At 66.0% G+C, this 13,755-nt stretch carries 13 protein-coding genes; 8 read left to right on the top strand and 5 right to left on the bottom strand.

Annotated features, from left to right (window positions below; translation table 11 throughout):
* Nucleotides 1–8 precede the first annotated feature (8 nt).
* The 6 genes from JDO7802_RS12165 (at nucleotide 9) to JDO7802_RS12140 (ending at nucleotide 5,387) form a co-directional block, all read left to right on the top strand.
* Nucleotides 9–1,220 carry an acetyl-CoA C-acetyltransferase gene (locus JDO7802_RS12165; protein ID WP_055085936.1) on the top strand — a complete coding sequence of 404 codons (1,212 nt, stop codon included), beginning with the start codon at nucleotides 9–11 and terminating at the stop codon, nucleotides 1,218–1,220.
* Nucleotides 1,220–1,669, top strand: a complete 450-nt coding sequence (locus JDO7802_RS12160; protein ID WP_055085934.1) for a hypothetical protein — start codon at nucleotides 1,220–1,222, stop codon at nucleotides 1,667–1,669. The genes JDO7802_RS12165 and JDO7802_RS12160 overlap by 1 nt, the downstream gene beginning before the upstream one ends.
* Nucleotides 1,666–2,127, top strand: coding sequence for a hypothetical protein (locus JDO7802_RS12155; protein ID WP_055085931.1), 462 nt, complete (start codon nucleotides 1,666–1,668; stop codon nucleotides 2,125–2,127). The genes JDO7802_RS12160 and JDO7802_RS12155 overlap by 4 nt, the downstream gene beginning before the upstream one ends.
* Nucleotides 2,128–2,232: 105 nt before the next feature.
* Nucleotides 2,233–2,655 (top strand): hypothetical protein, encoded by a 423-nt coding sequence (locus JDO7802_RS12150; protein WP_055085929.1) that lies wholly within the window; start codon nucleotides 2,233–2,235, stop codon nucleotides 2,653–2,655.
* 27 nt (nucleotides 2,656–2,682) lie between these two features.
* Nucleotides 2,683–4,875: a 3-hydroxyacyl-CoA dehydrogenase NAD-binding domain-containing protein gene (locus tag JDO7802_RS12145; protein WP_055087232.1), complete on the top strand. Its 2,193-nt coding sequence runs from the start codon at nucleotides 2,683–2,685 to the stop codon at nucleotides 4,873–4,875.
* Nucleotides 4,876–5,021: 146 nt separating this feature from the next.
* Entirely contained in the window at nucleotides 5,022–5,387 is a 366-nt protein-coding gene (locus tag JDO7802_RS12140; RefSeq protein WP_055085927.1) for a hypothetical protein, read from the top strand.
* 1 nt (nucleotide 5,388) lies between these two features.
* Here JDO7802_RS12140 and JDO7802_RS12135 read toward each other — a convergent pair whose 3' ends face one another.
* The 3 genes from JDO7802_RS12135 to JDO7802_RS12125 form a co-directional block, all read right to left on the bottom strand.
* Nucleotides 5,389–5,955 carry a Hint domain-containing protein gene (locus tag JDO7802_RS12135; protein ID WP_055085925.1) on the bottom strand — a complete coding sequence of 189 codons (567 nt, stop codon included), beginning with the start codon at nucleotides 5,953–5,955 and terminating at the stop codon, nucleotides 5,389–5,391.
* A 111-nt stretch (nucleotides 5,956–6,066) separates the two neighbouring features.
* Nucleotides 6,067–6,717, bottom strand: a complete 651-nt coding sequence (locus tag JDO7802_RS12130; RefSeq protein WP_055085923.1) for a sulfotransferase family 2 domain-containing protein — start codon at nucleotides 6,715–6,717, stop codon at nucleotides 6,067–6,069.
* Nucleotides 6,714–7,616 carry a DMT family transporter gene (locus JDO7802_RS12125; protein ID WP_055085921.1) on the bottom strand — a complete coding sequence of 301 codons (903 nt, stop codon included), beginning with the start codon at nucleotides 7,614–7,616 and terminating at the stop codon, nucleotides 6,714–6,716. The genes JDO7802_RS12130 and JDO7802_RS12125 overlap by 4 nt, the downstream gene beginning before the upstream one ends.
* A gap of 79 nt (nucleotides 7,617–7,695) precedes the next feature.
* On the opposite strand from JDO7802_RS12125, the gene JDO7802_RS12120 reads away from it, so the two are divergent.
* Together JDO7802_RS12120 and JDO7802_RS12115 are read left to right on the top strand one after the other, a co-directional pair.
* On the top strand, nucleotides 7,696–9,318 hold the full coding sequence (locus JDO7802_RS12120) for an AMP-binding protein (RefSeq protein ID WP_055085919.1): 1,623 nt from the start codon (nucleotides 7,696–7,698) through the stop codon (nucleotides 9,316–9,318).
* Complete coding sequence (locus JDO7802_RS12115) at nucleotides 9,319–10,308, top strand: hypothetical protein (RefSeq protein ID WP_055085917.1); 990 nt, start codon at nucleotides 9,319–9,321, stop codon at nucleotides 10,306–10,308.
* A gap of 6 nt (nucleotides 10,309–10,314) precedes the next feature.
* Here the strand turns inward: JDO7802_RS12115 and JDO7802_RS18525 are convergent, their stop codons facing one another.
* Nucleotides 10,315–12,567, bottom strand: coding sequence for a glycosyltransferase family 2 protein (locus JDO7802_RS18525; RefSeq protein ID WP_055085915.1), 2,253 nt, complete (start codon nucleotides 12,565–12,567; stop codon nucleotides 10,315–10,317).
* Complete coding sequence (locus tag JDO7802_RS12105; protein WP_083481142.1) at nucleotides 12,564–13,655, bottom strand: glycosyltransferase family 2 protein; 1,092 nt, start codon at nucleotides 13,653–13,655, stop codon at nucleotides 12,564–12,566. The genes JDO7802_RS18525 and JDO7802_RS12105 overlap by 4 nt, the downstream gene beginning before the upstream one ends.
* Between the last annotated feature and the right edge of the window lie 100 nt (nucleotides 13,656–13,755).

Below are 13,755 nucleotides of genomic sequence, written 5' to 3'. Positions count from 1 at the left end.
AGAACACCATGACCGAAGCCTATATCTACGACGCGATCCGAACGCCCCGCGGCAAGGGCCGCAAGGACGGATCGCTGCACGAGGTGACCGCCGCGCGCCTGTCGGCCGGCGTGCTGGATGCGCTGAAGGACCGCAACGGATTCGAGGGGCACGCGGTCGAAGACGTGATCTGGGGCAACGCCACGCAGGTGATGGAACAGGGCGGATGCCTGGCACGGACGGCCGTTCTTGCGTCGGGTCTGGACGAACGCATCCCCGGCTTGTCGATCAACCGGTTCTGCGCGTCGGGCATGGAGGCGGTGAACCTGGCCGCCAACCAGGTCCGCGGCGGCGCGGGCATGGGCTATATCGCGGGCGGCGTCGAATGCATGTCCCGTGTGCCCATGGGGTCCGACGGCGCGGCGATCGCGGTCGATCCGTCGATCGCGATGGACAGCTATTTCGTGCCCCAGGGCATTTCGGCCGACATCATCGCCACCGAATACGGCTTCACCCGCGACGACGCGGACGCCCTGGCCGTCGAAAGCCAGAAGCGCGCCGTCGCCGCCTGGGAGGATAAGCGCTTCGACAAGTCGATCCTGCCGGTTCGGGACATCAACGGCCTGACCATCTTGAATCACGACGAATACATCCGGCCGGGCACCGACATGCAGTCGCTGGGCAGCCTGAACGCCGCGTTCGAGGCGATGGGCACCACCATGCCCGGCTTCGACAAGATCGCCATGATGAAATACCCGCACCTTGAGCGCATCAACCACATCCACACCGCAGGCAATTCATCCGGCATCGTGGACGGCGCTGCCGGGGTCCTGATCGGCAATAAGGAATTCGGGGAAAAATGGGGCCTGACGCCCCGCGCGCGCATCCGCGCCACCGCCAAGATCGGGACCGATCCGACCATCATGCTGACCGGTCCCGTCCCGGCCACGCAGAAGATTTTGGCGGATTCGGGCATGTCCATCGACGACATCGACCTGTTCGAAGTGAACGAGGCATTCTCCTCGGTCGTGCTGCGCTTCATGCAGGCGTTCGATGTCGATCACGCGAAGGTCAACGTGAACGGCGGGGCCATCGCGATGGGGCACCCCCTTGGCGCATCCGGCGCGATCATCATCGGCACCCTGCTGGATGAGTTGGAGCGGACCGGCAAGGGCACGGGTCTTGCCACGCTCTGCGTCGCATCCGGTATGGGCGCCGCCACCATCATCGAGCGCGTCTGATGCAAGACGCACGGGACATCTATCAGGCACACCTCGACCTGGTGTCCCGTGCGCTGTGGGACCGCGATTATGAGACCATTATTGCCGTGAACCGCTTTCCCCACATCATCCGATTTTCCGACGGCAACCGGCAATACGACGGCCCCGACGATTTCGCTGTCATGGCGGCCCGGTTCCGCGATCACCTGGATGGGCTTGGCGCGACCGGCTATCACCGGGTGTGCGAGCATGCCAGCTTCGACCCGCTGGACCGCCATCGGATCACCGGCGGGCATTGGACATACATCCTGCGGGGCGGGAACTACCTGACCGACCCGTATAATTGCGAAATGGTCCTGGTCCACGAAGGGGCGGAGTGGATGATCGCCGATATCGTCGTTCCGCCGCTGCGCCACGGCATCCCCAGTGCCAAGGCCCATCCCGAAAACCGCGAGGGGCAAATTCAATGACCGCCCGCACGACATATCAGACCCATCTCGACCTCGTCTCCGGCCATCTTTGGAACGGCGAAGCGGATGGCGTGGCCGCCATGCTGTTCTATCCGCATGTGATCCACCTGCCCGAAGCCGACCGGATCATCTCCAACCCCGAGGAGCAGAGCAAGGACGCCGAGGCGTTTCGCGAAAGCCTCAGCGCGCTGGGGGCGACCGCCTTCCACCGTTTGTGCCGCGAGGCGCGGTTCGATCCCAACGACGAAAATCGGATCATCGGTATCCACCGAACCTATGTCATGCGGGGCGGAAGCTATCTGACCGACCCCTACGACTGCGCGATGTCGATCGTTCAGCAAGCGGACGGGCGCTGGCTGGCCGATGCGATCAGGGTTTCGGTCCGCAACAGCGGCATGGCCTATTACCACCGCGACAATATTCGCAACCGTCCCGTGAACCAGTTGACCCATGATTGACGCCCGCGTCCCCAGCCCCTGCGCCCGTCCCGTCCGTTGGGGTGTGACCCCGGCTACACGGCGTGGCAAATGTGTCGCCGGACGCGTCACTCGAAGGGCTTCGGCATGAGTACTGCACTCGAAATCTATCAGGACCACCTGGATCAGGTCTCTCACCTCATCTGGATCCGTGACTTCGAGGCGGTGACCCGGTTGATGACCTATCCGCACGAGTTGCTGGTCGACGAAGAAGTCACGACCGTCGACAGCCCCGCGACCCTGATCGAGTGGGCCACGAAGTTCCGCGACCGCCTACAGGAAATGGGCGCGACCGGGTATCACCGGGTGGCCATCGCGGCCGCCTTCACCGGCGACGACGAGGATCGGATAGACGGGTTTCACCGCGTCTATGTCCTCGACGGCGCCAGCCACCTCATCGAGCCTTATTCCAGCGAGGCCAGTCTGCTGAAACATCACGACGTCTGGCTCGGCCGGGGCGTGCGCGCGACCCTGCGCAAGGCCCGCTATGCCGTCGATGACGAGGCCTGATCAAATCAAACCCGCGAAGAGAGCATGATGACCGATTTTACCCTGACCAAAGACGCCGACGGCGTCGCGACCATCACCTGGGACGTGAAGGCCAAGTCCATGAACGTCCTCAGCCTGGAAGGCTGGGACGACCTGGACGCCTGCGTGACCGATGCACTGGCCGACGACGATGTGAAGGGCATCGTCATCACCAGCGGTAAGCCCGACAGCTTTGCCGGCGGCATGGACCTCAACGTCATCGCCAAGATGAAGGCGATGTCCGGCGACGACCCCGCGCAGGGCATGATGGACGGGTTGATGAAATCCCACGGCATCCTGCGCCGGATCGAACGCGCGGGCATGGACCCCAAGACCAACAAGGGCGGCAAGCCTGTCGCTTGCGTCCTTCCGGGCACCGCGCTGGGCATCGGGTTCGAAATTCCGCTTGCCTGCCACCGCATCTTCGCCGCCGACAACCCCAAGGCCAAGATCGGCCTGCCCGAAATCATGGTCGGCATCTTTCCAGGCATGGGCGGCACCACGCGCCTGTCCAAAAAGTTGGGGGCCATGGCGGCCTCGCCCTTCCTTCTTGAGGGCAAGCTGAGCGATCCGAAGAAAGCCAAGGCGGCCGGTCTGATCGACGAGGTCAGCGCCGATCCGATGGCCGACGCCCGCGCCTGGGTCCTGTCGGCCACGGATGCCGACATCCTCAAGCCCTGGGATGCGAAAGGCTACAAGATGCCGGGCGGCGCGCCCTACCATCCCGCCGGCTTCATGACGTTCGTCGGCGCGTCCGCCATGGTCAACGGCAAGACCCAAGGGGCGTTTCCCGCTGCCAAGGCACTGCTCTCGGCTGTCTACGAAGGCGCGCTGGTGCCGTTCGACACCGCGCTCAAGATCGAGGCGCGCTGGTTTACCCACGTTCTGATGAACCCCAGCAGCGAGGCGATGATCCGTTCGCTCTTCATCAACAAGGAAGCGTTGGAAAAGGGCGCGAACCGTCCCGACGCGCCGGACCAGAAGGTGTCCAAGGTCGGCATCCTGGGCGCGGGCATGATGGGGGCCGGGATCGCCTATGTCTCGGCCAACGCCGGTATCGAAGTCGTTTTGATCGACCGCGAACAGGCCGCCGCCGACAAGGGCAAGGGCTATGCCGAGGGGATCTTGGACAAGGGCATGTCCCGCAAGAAGGTCACGGCAGAGAAGAAGGACGAGGTTCTGGGGCGTATATCGGCGACCACCGACCTCGAGGCGCTCAAGGGCTGCGACCTGATCGTGGAAGCGGTGTTCGAGGATGTCGGCGTCAAGGCCGAGATGACCAAGGCGGTCGAGGCCATCGTGGGCGACGACTGCATCTTCGCCACCAACACCTCCACCTTGCCGATCACCGAACTGGCCAAGGCCAGCGTCCGCCCCGAGCAGTTCATCGGCATCCACTTCTTCTCGCCCGTCGACAAGATGCTGCTGGTCGAGATCATCAAGGGCAAGCAGACGGGCGACGTCGCCGTGGCTAAGGCGCTCGATTTCGTGCGCCAGATCCGCAAGACGCCCATCGTGGTGAACGACGCACGGTTCTTCTACGCCAACCGCTGCATCATTCCCTACATCAACGAAGGCATCCGCATGGTCGCCGAAGGGGTCTCCCCCTCGCTAATCGAAAACGCGGCCAAGCAGCTCGGCTTCCCGCTCGGTCCGCTGCAACTGGTGGATGAGACCTCCATCGATCTGGGCGTGAAGATCGCCGTCGCAACCAAGGCCGCCATGGGCGATGCGTATCCCGACGGGGCCGTCGACGAAGTGCTGTTCGCCTTCAAGGACGCCGACCGTCTGGGCAAGAAGAACGGCGCGGGCTTCTACGACTACGACGACAAGGGCAAGCGTCAGGGTCTTTGGGAGGAGTTGGGCACCCGCTATCCGCTGGCCGACGATCAACCCGACCTGCACGAGGTGCAGAACCGTCTGATGTTCGCGCAAGTGCTGGAAGCCGTTCGCGCGCTGGAGGAAGGCGTGCTGGAGGACATCCGCGAAGGCGACGTCGGGGCGATCCTGGGCTGGGGCTTCGCGCCGTGGTCGGGCGGACCCTTCAGCTGGCTCGACATCGTCGGATCGGCTTGGGCGGCGGAAACCTGCGAGGCGCTGACCGCCAAACACGGCGATCGGTTCAAAACACCGGATCTGCTGCGCAAGATGGCCGACAACGGCGAAGTCTTCTACGATGGGACTGCCCGCGCCGCCGCCTGACGCGACCGACACCGCGAAAATCCGGGGCGGCGCTGCGATGCGCCGCCCCGATTGTTTCGCGCAAGCGTCCCGACTGTTTCACGATCTGGCCCCAATCCGGTGACAAGGTCGATCCCGAAGCCCACCGAACAAACGGGACACGGGACATGAAACCGATCCGACCGATCTTTACCGCCGCGCTGCTGGCCGGCCTCGCATGTGCCACCGCGGCGCAGGCGCTCGACTTCACCCGCATCCGCTCGGAAGGCGCGTTCCGCCAGTTGATCGCCGACCGCACGCTGGTCGATGATTTCGGCGGCACGATGGTCTTTGCGGCCAATGGCGGGATCGGCGGGCGCAAGGACGCGGCCACCGTGTCGGGCGGCTGGGTCTGGAACAACGAAGCGCTCTGCCACCGCACCCGATTGGACGGGCTGCAGGTCGAGACCGACTGCAAGCACCTGTTCATCCGCGGCAATATCCTGGTGATGCAGCAGAACGCGGTCGATCCTCCGAAGAAAGCTGGACCTTGAACTAGCGTTTCAGCGGCGGCTCTCCGGCGGCGTGCATCTCCTGGAACGCGGCCCGCGCCATTTCTTGCGCGACGATGGCCGCGTCCCCCGCCTCGATCTCGCAGGGGACACCCTCGGCTTCGATTACGGCCGGAATGCCGAACGACAACCCGTGATACCGCAGATCCGCCAGGGGCCGCTCTCCGATCAGGCCACGCAGACCGATCAGATCGCGCAGCGCCACCGAAATCTCCCGCACCGCACACACGCGCGCGACGGTGTCCCCCGACAACAGGATCCGCTGATCGGGGGACAACCGCATCGGGCGCGCGTTGCCCAGCGACCCGACCGGCACCCGGATGGGCCAGGCGTCGCGATCATAGGTCCATTCGCTGCGCGGACGGCGAACGACGTCCAACCGCGCGATACGCTTGGGGCCATCCCGGGTGTCGACAGGGTCGCCGACGATCAATGTTTCGACGGCACGCGGGCCATCCGGCGTCGCCAGACAGGTGCCGGGCGTAAAGCGCAGCGCGATCGGCGCGATCACCGGGAAAGCGTCATGAGTAAAGATGCGTTGGTCCGACATTTTGGGTTTCTTTCGTCCCTTGGGGTGTTTGCGGCAGACACCGCCATGACCTTGCCGTGTGACCGCCTGCGCACAGGCACGACTTCGCGGCATCCCGCGCGACAAGCGGGATCACGCCGAATCGTGCGGGTCGAAGCGGTATAAAAACGCCGATACATCCTCTGCGCAGATTTCCGCCACGCGGTCGCGGGTCGGCCCGTCGTAGTACCCTCGCCAATCGCGCGCACGGCTCGACGCATTCGCGCGGGGCAGGTCCAGATCGAAACCCAAAAGATCGGTGAACGGTGTCAGGTCACTGTCCAGATGCTCCAGCCGAATGAAAATCGGCGTCGCGCCTCCCGCGACATAGCTGGCATAGGGATTGCGCCTGAAACTGTCGCCGATGGCCGGATGGGCAACGAAATCACCGAACGACAGGGACTTGGAAAGTGACACCGCCGCGTTGTCGAAGGCCTGCACCTTCAACCAATGATAATAGCTGACCATGCGATCCCATGGATTGCGCACCAGCATGACGGGCGTCAGTCGGTCCAGATCGGCATCCGGGATCAGCCCGCGCACGTCAGCCAGCGCTGAATGCTTCCACAGCCGTCCCGCCGTGCGCGCACCCTTCAACCGCGTGCGCCGGCGCACGGCTTTGGGCGTGTCGCCGATCAGGATATCGTCGGCCATCGCCCGCGCCTCCAACGCCAGGGCCATGGCCGTGCCCCCGGTCTTTGGCGCGTGGACGAAGACATATCCGCGCCCCGGCGACAGGATCATGTGACGGGGACCTTCCCGGCCCCGGTCCGACCGCGCAGCGCGATCAGGCTTCCGGCCAGCGCGATCAGGCCAAGACCGGCAAGGCCCAGCGGCCCAAGCACCTGGCCCAGCAGAAGCCAGCCGAACAGGGCCGAAAACAACAGGACGGAAAACTCGAACACGCTGGCCAGCGATGCCTCGGCAAGTTGATAACCCCGCACCAGCAGGACGACCCCGGTCAGACTGCCGACGGCCTGCATCACCAGAAGGCCCCAGATTTCCGGCGTCGGCATCACCCAGCCGCGCGTCAGAAACGTATCGCCCCCCCCGGTCAGCAACACCCCACCCAGACCCCAGCACGCTTGGAACGCAAAGATGCCCAGCGTCAGTTCCAGCGCGCGTTCGCGCGGGCACCATTCGCGCGTGGCGATGGCCGACACGGCATAGAATGCCCCCGCCGCCGCCGGCACGAAGGTCAGCGGCGTCACCTCGGACAGATCCGGCGACAGGACCAGAAGGACACCGACGAAGCCGATGAAAACCGCCGCGATCCGCACCGGCCCCACCCGCAATCCGAACAGGCCGACCGAAAACAGCAGGATCCAGATCGGCGCGGTGAACAGCCCCGCCGCCGCCTGCGCCACGGGCATGAAGCCCAGCGATCCGAAATAGATCATCATCGCCGTCGAATTGAACGCCGACCGCCCCAGCAGACCGCGCCAATTGTGCACCCGCAACCGCCGCCGCGCCACCGCGACGAACGCCCCCGCCAGCGCAAACATCATGGCCGAGCGGAGCAGATGAAACGTCCACAAGCTGGAGGTTTCGGCGATGACCGACACGTATTGATCCACGAACGCCAGGATCGCCATCGCCGTCAGGATCACCCCCGCCGAGGCGAGTGGCCTGTTCGTTTCCATCCTGACCGCCTCCCCTTGTTCTCGCCCGCAGGCCCCTGCACTATCCGGCCAATACGGGTCGGTGCAACGGGGGGATTTCATGGGCTGGTTGCAAGACGAGACGGGGCTGGAGCGCTGCGCGGCCAACCACGTCGCCCTGACACCGCTGTCGCATCTTGCCCGCGCCGCGCGCATCTGGCCTGATCGGGAGGCGCTGGTCTATGGCGACACCCGCTGGACCTATGCGCAATACCACGACCGCGTGACCCGGCAGGCGGCGATGCTGGCTGGCCTGGGCATCGTGCCGGGCGATGTCGTCGCGACGCTTTTGCCCAACGTCCCCGCCCAGGTGGAGGCGAGCTTCGGCGTCCCCGCCTGCGGCGCGGTGCTCAACACGATCAACACCCGTCTCGACGCGGGCACCGTCACCTATATCCTGGGTCATGGCGGCGCGAAGATCGTCCTGGTCGACAGTCAGTTCCTCGATCTGGCCGAAGCCGCCTGCGCCGACGTGACCCCCCCGCCACAAATCATCGAGGTGCCCGACGCGGGCTTCCCGGCGTCGGGTCGGCACCCGGTGTACGAAGACGAGTTGATCCGTGCGGACCCGACGTTCGACTGGATTTTGCCCGACGACGAATGGGAAAGCATCGCGCTCAATTATACGTCCGGCACGACGGGGCGCCCCAAGGGCGTCGTCTATCACCACCGGGGTGCGTATCTGATGACCATGGGCACCGTCGTCAGCTGGCGCATGGTGCTCTATCCCCGGCTGATGGTCGTGGTCCCCCTGTTCCACTGCAACGGCTGGTGCCACGCGTGGATGATGCCGCTGGTGGGCGGCACCGTGGTGTGCCTGCGCGACGTGACCGCGCCGGCGATCTTCGGTGCGTTGGCCGACGAAGGCGTGACCCATTTCGGCGGCGCGCCCATCGTCCTCAACGCGCTGGTGAATGCGCCCGAAGGCGAGCGTCGGACGTTCGATCAACAGGTCGAGGTCTATACCGCCGGTGCCCCGCCCCCCGCCGCGACCCTGGCCCGGATGGAGACGCTGGGGTTCAACGTCACCCATGTCTACGGCCTGACCGAAACCTATGGCCACGTCGTCGAAAACGTCTGGCAGCCGGGCGATTGGGACGCGCTGGATGCCGGCGACAAGGCGGCAATGAAATCCCGTCAGGGCGTCGCCTATCCGATGATGGAAGGCGTAGAGGTCTTCGCCCAAGATGGCACCCCCGTGCCCGCCGACGGGGAAACGCAGGGCGAAATCGCGATGCGGGGCAACGCGGTGATGAAGGGCTACCTCGCCAACCCCGACGCCACGGCGCAGGCTTTCGCCGGCGGCTGGTTCCGGTCGGGCGATCTGGGCGTCAAGCACCCCGACGGCTATGTCCAGATCCGCGACCGCGCCAAGGACATCATCATCTCGGGCGGCGAAAACGTCAGCTCGGTGGAGGTCGAGGGCGCGATCATGCACCACGACGCCGTGTCGTTGTGTGCCGTCGTCGCACGGCCGGATGACAAATGGGGCGAAGTTCCCCACGCCTTCGTCGAATTGCGCGACGGCTGCAACAGCACGGAAGACGAGATCATCGCCCATGTCCGCGACCGGCTGGCCGGATTCAAGACGCCCAAATCGGTGACCTTCGGCTCCTTGCCCAAAACCTCGACCGGCAAGATCCAGAAGTTCGTGTTGCGCGAACGGGTCCGGGGGAACGTCTGAATGACGGCCCTCGACGGCCTTGACCGGCTGGAGGCTCCGGGCCTCTGGCGGGCCAGCCGCGAGGAGCAGCGCCGCGCCGTCTACATCACGGTCGGCGACGCCGAACTGGTGATCGAAGACCGGTCCGGAATCGCCCTGTCGCATTGGTCCCTGCCCGCCCTGGTGCGCCTCAACCCCGGAGAGATGCCGGCCCGCTATGCGCCCGATACCGACAGCGACGAACAGCTGGAGGTGGAGGAGCCGGAGATGATCACCGCCTTGGACCGGGTGATGACAGCCGTGGAAAAGGGGCGCAGCCGCCCCGGCGCGTTGCGGCGCGTCACCTTCGGATTGGTGATGGGATTTCTTCTGGGCCTTGGCCTTTTATGGCTGCCCGGCGCGCTGCGCAAACAGGCGGCTATCCTGATCCCCACGGCGCAGCGGGCCGAAATCGGAACCGCGATGCTGGGTGAACTGACCGGCCTGACGGGGGCGCCCTGCGCCAACCCGACCGGGGTCGAAGGTCTGGGTCAGTTCCGCGACCGCCTGTTCCCGACCCGCCCCGTGCAACTGGTCGTGCTGCGCGATCTGCCGCAACCGACCATCGCCCTGCCCGGCGATCTGATCGTGCTGTCCGACCGGATCCTTGTCGGACAGGACGACCCGGACGTTGCCGCCGGTCACGTCCTGTCGACGCAAGCCGCCGCGCAGATGCAGGCCCCGTTGGAGGGGTTCCTGGATCAGATGGGCTTCGTGAACCTGACGCGGATGCTGATCACCGGCGAGGTGCCCGCCGCCGCCATCGCGGATCACGTCGAACGCCTGATCCTCGACGACCCGGCCCGGCTGTCCGCCGAGGCCCTGCGACCCGCCTTCGCGACCGCGCGCCTGAATTGGGAACCGTTCGCGCGCGCGACAAACCGTCAGATCGGGGAAGCCCCCCCGTCTCAGATGCCCCCGGCGATGGAGGACACGCCGTGGCAGGCTTTGCGGGAAATATGCGCCCCGTGACGGGACTTAGTGGGCCGTCTCGTCCACGTCGCCCACGGTGAAGAACAGGTCGTCGGCCGGTGCCGGATCCCGCCAGATCGCCTCGGGGACGCTGTCGGGACCGGCCAGGAAGACGTTGGCTCCGAAATGTCGGTGCATCCGGCTCAGCCGCTCCATCCGCTCTCCGGTGATCTCCGCATAGAAGGCGGCGAACGCACCGCCGGCGCGCAGTTCGGCAATGCGCGCCCGGTGCGCCGCGACACATCTGTCATGCTGTTCGGCCACGCCCGGCAGGGACCTTAGGGTCGCCATCTCGGCCTCCAGCGCGGGCAGCATCCGCTGAATCGACGTATCGCGCTCGGTGTTGTTGTTCATGCGAAACCAGTATCCCAGCCCCTGATCGCGCTCTACGTGGTTCACGCGACCGCGGTCCCGCTTGACCAGAAAGCTCTCGGCGTCGCGCACGGCATAATGGTTCAGCGTCACCAGGTCATAGCCATAGGTCTCCATCGACGACCGCCAGCCGGTGCGCAGCATCTCTTTGGGCATCGGCTCGCCCGATCCGTTGACCCAGGAAATCTGCTCCCAAAGGTCGGGCTTCAACCCCTTGGGCCGGTGCACCCCCATCTTGCGATAGATGCCGGTGTTGCGGAACAGCGTCTTGAACCCCCACGCCTGATGCGGCTTGCGGATCAGCTGCGGCGCGCACCGGTCGAACCGCGCGGGCGTCGGCATATCCGCAAAGTCGTGCAGGTCGGAATTGCCGAACAATCGCCACGTCATCGAGATCATGTTGGCGTCGCCGACCGCCCGGTACAGATCGCGCAGATGACCGCCCCCGACATGGATGTTGATGAATTCATCCACATCCATGCAGATGGCCCAGGCCGCGCGCGCCATGATCGGCTCCGCCTCCGCCGCTTCAAGCGCCGCGTGCTGCGGCTTCATGTCGACCATCGTGCGGAACGGATTCTCCCGGTGCGCCAGGATGCCGTGGTCCTGCAACAGGTCCATCATCGCGTCGGTGCCATCGGTGCAATCGTTGGTGTAGACGATGAAATCATCGACCCCGATCGCCCGGTGATAGGCGATCCATTCCAGGATGAACGGCCCCTCGTTCTTCATGCAGGTCACGATGGCCGTGCGCCCCGGCACCGCCGCCGGCAGGCCCCGCGCGGCCGGGACGTCGCTGACGGGTGGCAGAACCGGGTCGAACCCGAAGACATCGCGCGACAAGGTCAGCAGATCGTCGTCGACCACCAGACCGGCCTTCGGGGCCAGCGGCATCCCCTGATCCTCGGAATGGCGCGCGCCCATCGCACGGTAAAAGAACGCCACGTCGCGTGCTGCGGGCTTCTGGCCGCCGACGCGCACCAGGCGAAACGGCGCGTCGGCGGGCACGCGGCCGGGCGCGCAGACCCAGCGGCGATTGCCCGACGGGTTGTCGAACTGGTCGCAGACATGATCGCCGAACGTCGGCGCGCGCCCCTTGCGCACCCGCCAAGGATAGATCCGCCGCCCCACCAGCGCGATCACCCCCGCCTGCGCCCCGTCGATCAGATCGAAGGCCCGACGGCCCAGCGGTGCGGGTGCCAGCAGGTCCGATACGTCCAAAAATGCGACAGCGCGCGCCCGGCTCAGGAACCGCCAGCGGAGCGCCTCCCAGACGATCATCTGGGCCAGCGGCGCGGTCCAGGGGTCCGGCTTGGGCACCGCCATCCGGTCCTTGCCCGGCGCATCCGGGGCCTGCAACGGATGCCGGTCGCTCGTGGCATCACTGCCCAGTGGCAAGGGGCAGGTGACGACGATCACGCGCCCCAGACCCGCAATCGGCGCGGCATCCATCAACGCGCGCAGCGGCTCTGCCAGACCCGCCTCGTCCGGGCGCGTGCGGTCCAGGATCAGGGCGGCATCCGCGCCCTGCGTCTCTACGTGGTGACGCAGCCAGTCGTGCACCAACGCAGGCGTCTCTCCATTGCGCGCGGCCAGCAGGACGCGTGCGCCGTTGAACAATTCCGGCTCGGGCGCGGTCACTGCGATGTCGACCGATGTGTCCCGCAGGGGCAGCGCGGCGCGGGCCCCGCCGGGCCACTCCGCCAGCACCATCAGCGACTTGTTCACCGACGTCGCCGTGCGTGGCACCACCCCGTCCCGCGCGGCGATGGCCTTCGGATCGGTGCCCGCGCCCAGAAACACGCGCAATCCGGTCCCATCGCCGATCGCCTCTAACACGGTCGTCCCGTCGATCACCTGCGCCCCGAGGGCCCGCGTCTCGATCACGACGCGGCCGCCTGCGCCCGCGCGTATTGATCCAGAAGGGCGCGCCCCAGCCGCGGGTCCGGCGCGCGGCTGTTCGCGGCAAGGACCAGCCGCCCGCACAGACGCGCCCCGTCCGGTGTGGCCAAGATCCGGCGCAGCATGTCGCCGTGCCACACCCGCGTCGCCGCCTCCGCTTCCGCGACACCGGGCAGGGCGCGCAGGTCCGTGGCTTCGGTCCGCATCGCGAGAAGATGGTGGTCGATCATGGTGCAACGCGTCTCGTTGAAATTCCGTTCGACCCAATACTCTAGGTCGATGGGTTTGTCCGTATGGTTGGGCAGGCCCCGGGCCCGTTTGACTAGAAATTCGTGAATCGACCGTGTGGAATAATGGTTGAGTTGCACCCTGCGCCCCTGGGGCACCGTGCCCCCCCGCCACAAAAGGATCCGCTGCGCCGCTTCGCCCAAGGCGTCGTCGCGTGTGCCGGTATCGTCGAAGAACGCAGGGGCCGCCGATTGCCGGGGCCGGTGAATGCCGAAGCCCATGAACGGCCCGTCGCGGCGGAACAGCGTCTTGAAGAACGACCCGAGCGCCGGATACGCCAATCCGACCGGGGCCGCGCGGTCGAACCGTTCGGGCGTGGCCCCCTGCCCCGGCTGCATCCGCCCGGCGCAGCCGAACAGACGCCACGGCAGCGCGATGGCCTGCGCGCAGGGAACGGATGCGACCAGATCGTGCAATGTATCAAAGCCGTCCAGCGCGGGATATTCATCGACATCCAGATGCGCCAGCCACTCGGCCGTCGCGCAGGCGGGATGGTCCCAGGCCGCCGCCATCGCGCGCCACTGCGGGGTCTTGCCCGACCCCAGAATGTTGCCTTGCGACACATGGCTGACACCGGCAGGGGCCAACGCCTCCAACAGCGTCTCCGTCCCGTCGCGGCAGTCGTTGGTGAACACCAAAATTCGCCCGACGCCAAGCGCGCGCAGATGGGCGATCCAATCCACGATGAACGGACCTTCGTCACGAACGCAGGTGACCACGGTGATCTGCGGGGCGTTTGCCATGTCTCTCCAGTCCGGCAAATCATCCGCCAGCGCCATCATCATTGCCGATACGGGGACAATGCGGCACGAATATCAAGCAATCGCGACCTTTTTTTGCCTGAAACCGGAGGCTGGCCGGGTTATCTTAACGTTAATGCCCCAG

It is taken from the genome of Jannaschia donghaensis, from assembly GCF_001403795.1.
GTDB classification, from domain to species: domain Bacteria; phylum Pseudomonadota; class Alphaproteobacteria; order Rhodobacterales; family Rhodobacteraceae; genus Jannaschia; species Jannaschia donghaensis.
This window is presented reverse-complemented; position numbering and strand designations above follow the sequence as displayed.

What these genes read in the sequence shown, in the direction of transcription:
- JDO7802_RS12165 (WP_055085936.1), top strand. Translation starts at nt 9, where the DNA reads ATGACCGAAGCCTATATCTACGACGCGATCCGAACGCCCCGCGGCAAG.
- JDO7802_RS12160 (WP_055085934.1), top strand. Translation starts at nt 1,220, where the DNA reads ATGCAAGACGCACGGGACATCTATCAGGCACACCTCGACCTGGTGTCC.
- JDO7802_RS12155 (WP_055085931.1), top strand. Translation starts at nt 1,666, where the DNA reads ATGACCGCCCGCACGACATATCAGACCCATCTCGACCTCGTCTCCGGC.
- JDO7802_RS12150 (WP_055085929.1), top strand. Translation starts at nt 2,233, where the DNA reads ATGAGTACTGCACTCGAAATCTATCAGGACCACCTGGATCAGGTCTCT.
- JDO7802_RS12145 (WP_055087232.1), top strand. Translation starts at nt 2,683, where the DNA reads ATGACCGATTTTACCCTGACCAAAGACGCCGACGGCGTCGCGACCATC.
- JDO7802_RS12140 (WP_055085927.1), top strand. Translation starts at nt 5,022, where the DNA reads ATGAAACCGATCCGACCGATCTTTACCGCCGCGCTGCTGGCCGGCCTC.
- JDO7802_RS12135 (WP_055085925.1), bottom strand. Translation starts at nt 5,955, where the DNA reads ATGTCGGACCAACGCATCTTTACTCATGACGCTTTCCCGGTGATCGCG.
- JDO7802_RS12130 (WP_055085923.1), bottom strand. Translation starts at nt 6,717, where the DNA reads ATGATCCTGTCGCCGGGGCGCGGATATGTCTTCGTCCACGCGCCAAAG.
- JDO7802_RS12125 (WP_055085921.1), bottom strand. Translation starts at nt 7,616, where the DNA reads ATGGAAACGAACAGGCCACTCGCCTCGGCGGGGGTGATCCTGACGGCG.
- JDO7802_RS12120 (WP_055085919.1), top strand. Translation starts at nt 7,696, where the DNA reads ATGGGCTGGTTGCAAGACGAGACGGGGCTGGAGCGCTGCGCGGCCAAC.
- JDO7802_RS12115 (WP_055085917.1), top strand. Translation starts at nt 9,319, where the DNA reads ATGACGGCCCTCGACGGCCTTGACCGGCTGGAGGCTCCGGGCCTCTGG.
- JDO7802_RS12105 (WP_083481142.1), bottom strand. Translation starts at nt 13,655, where the DNA reads ATGATGATGGCGCTGGCGGATGATTTGCCGGACTGGAGAGACATGGCA.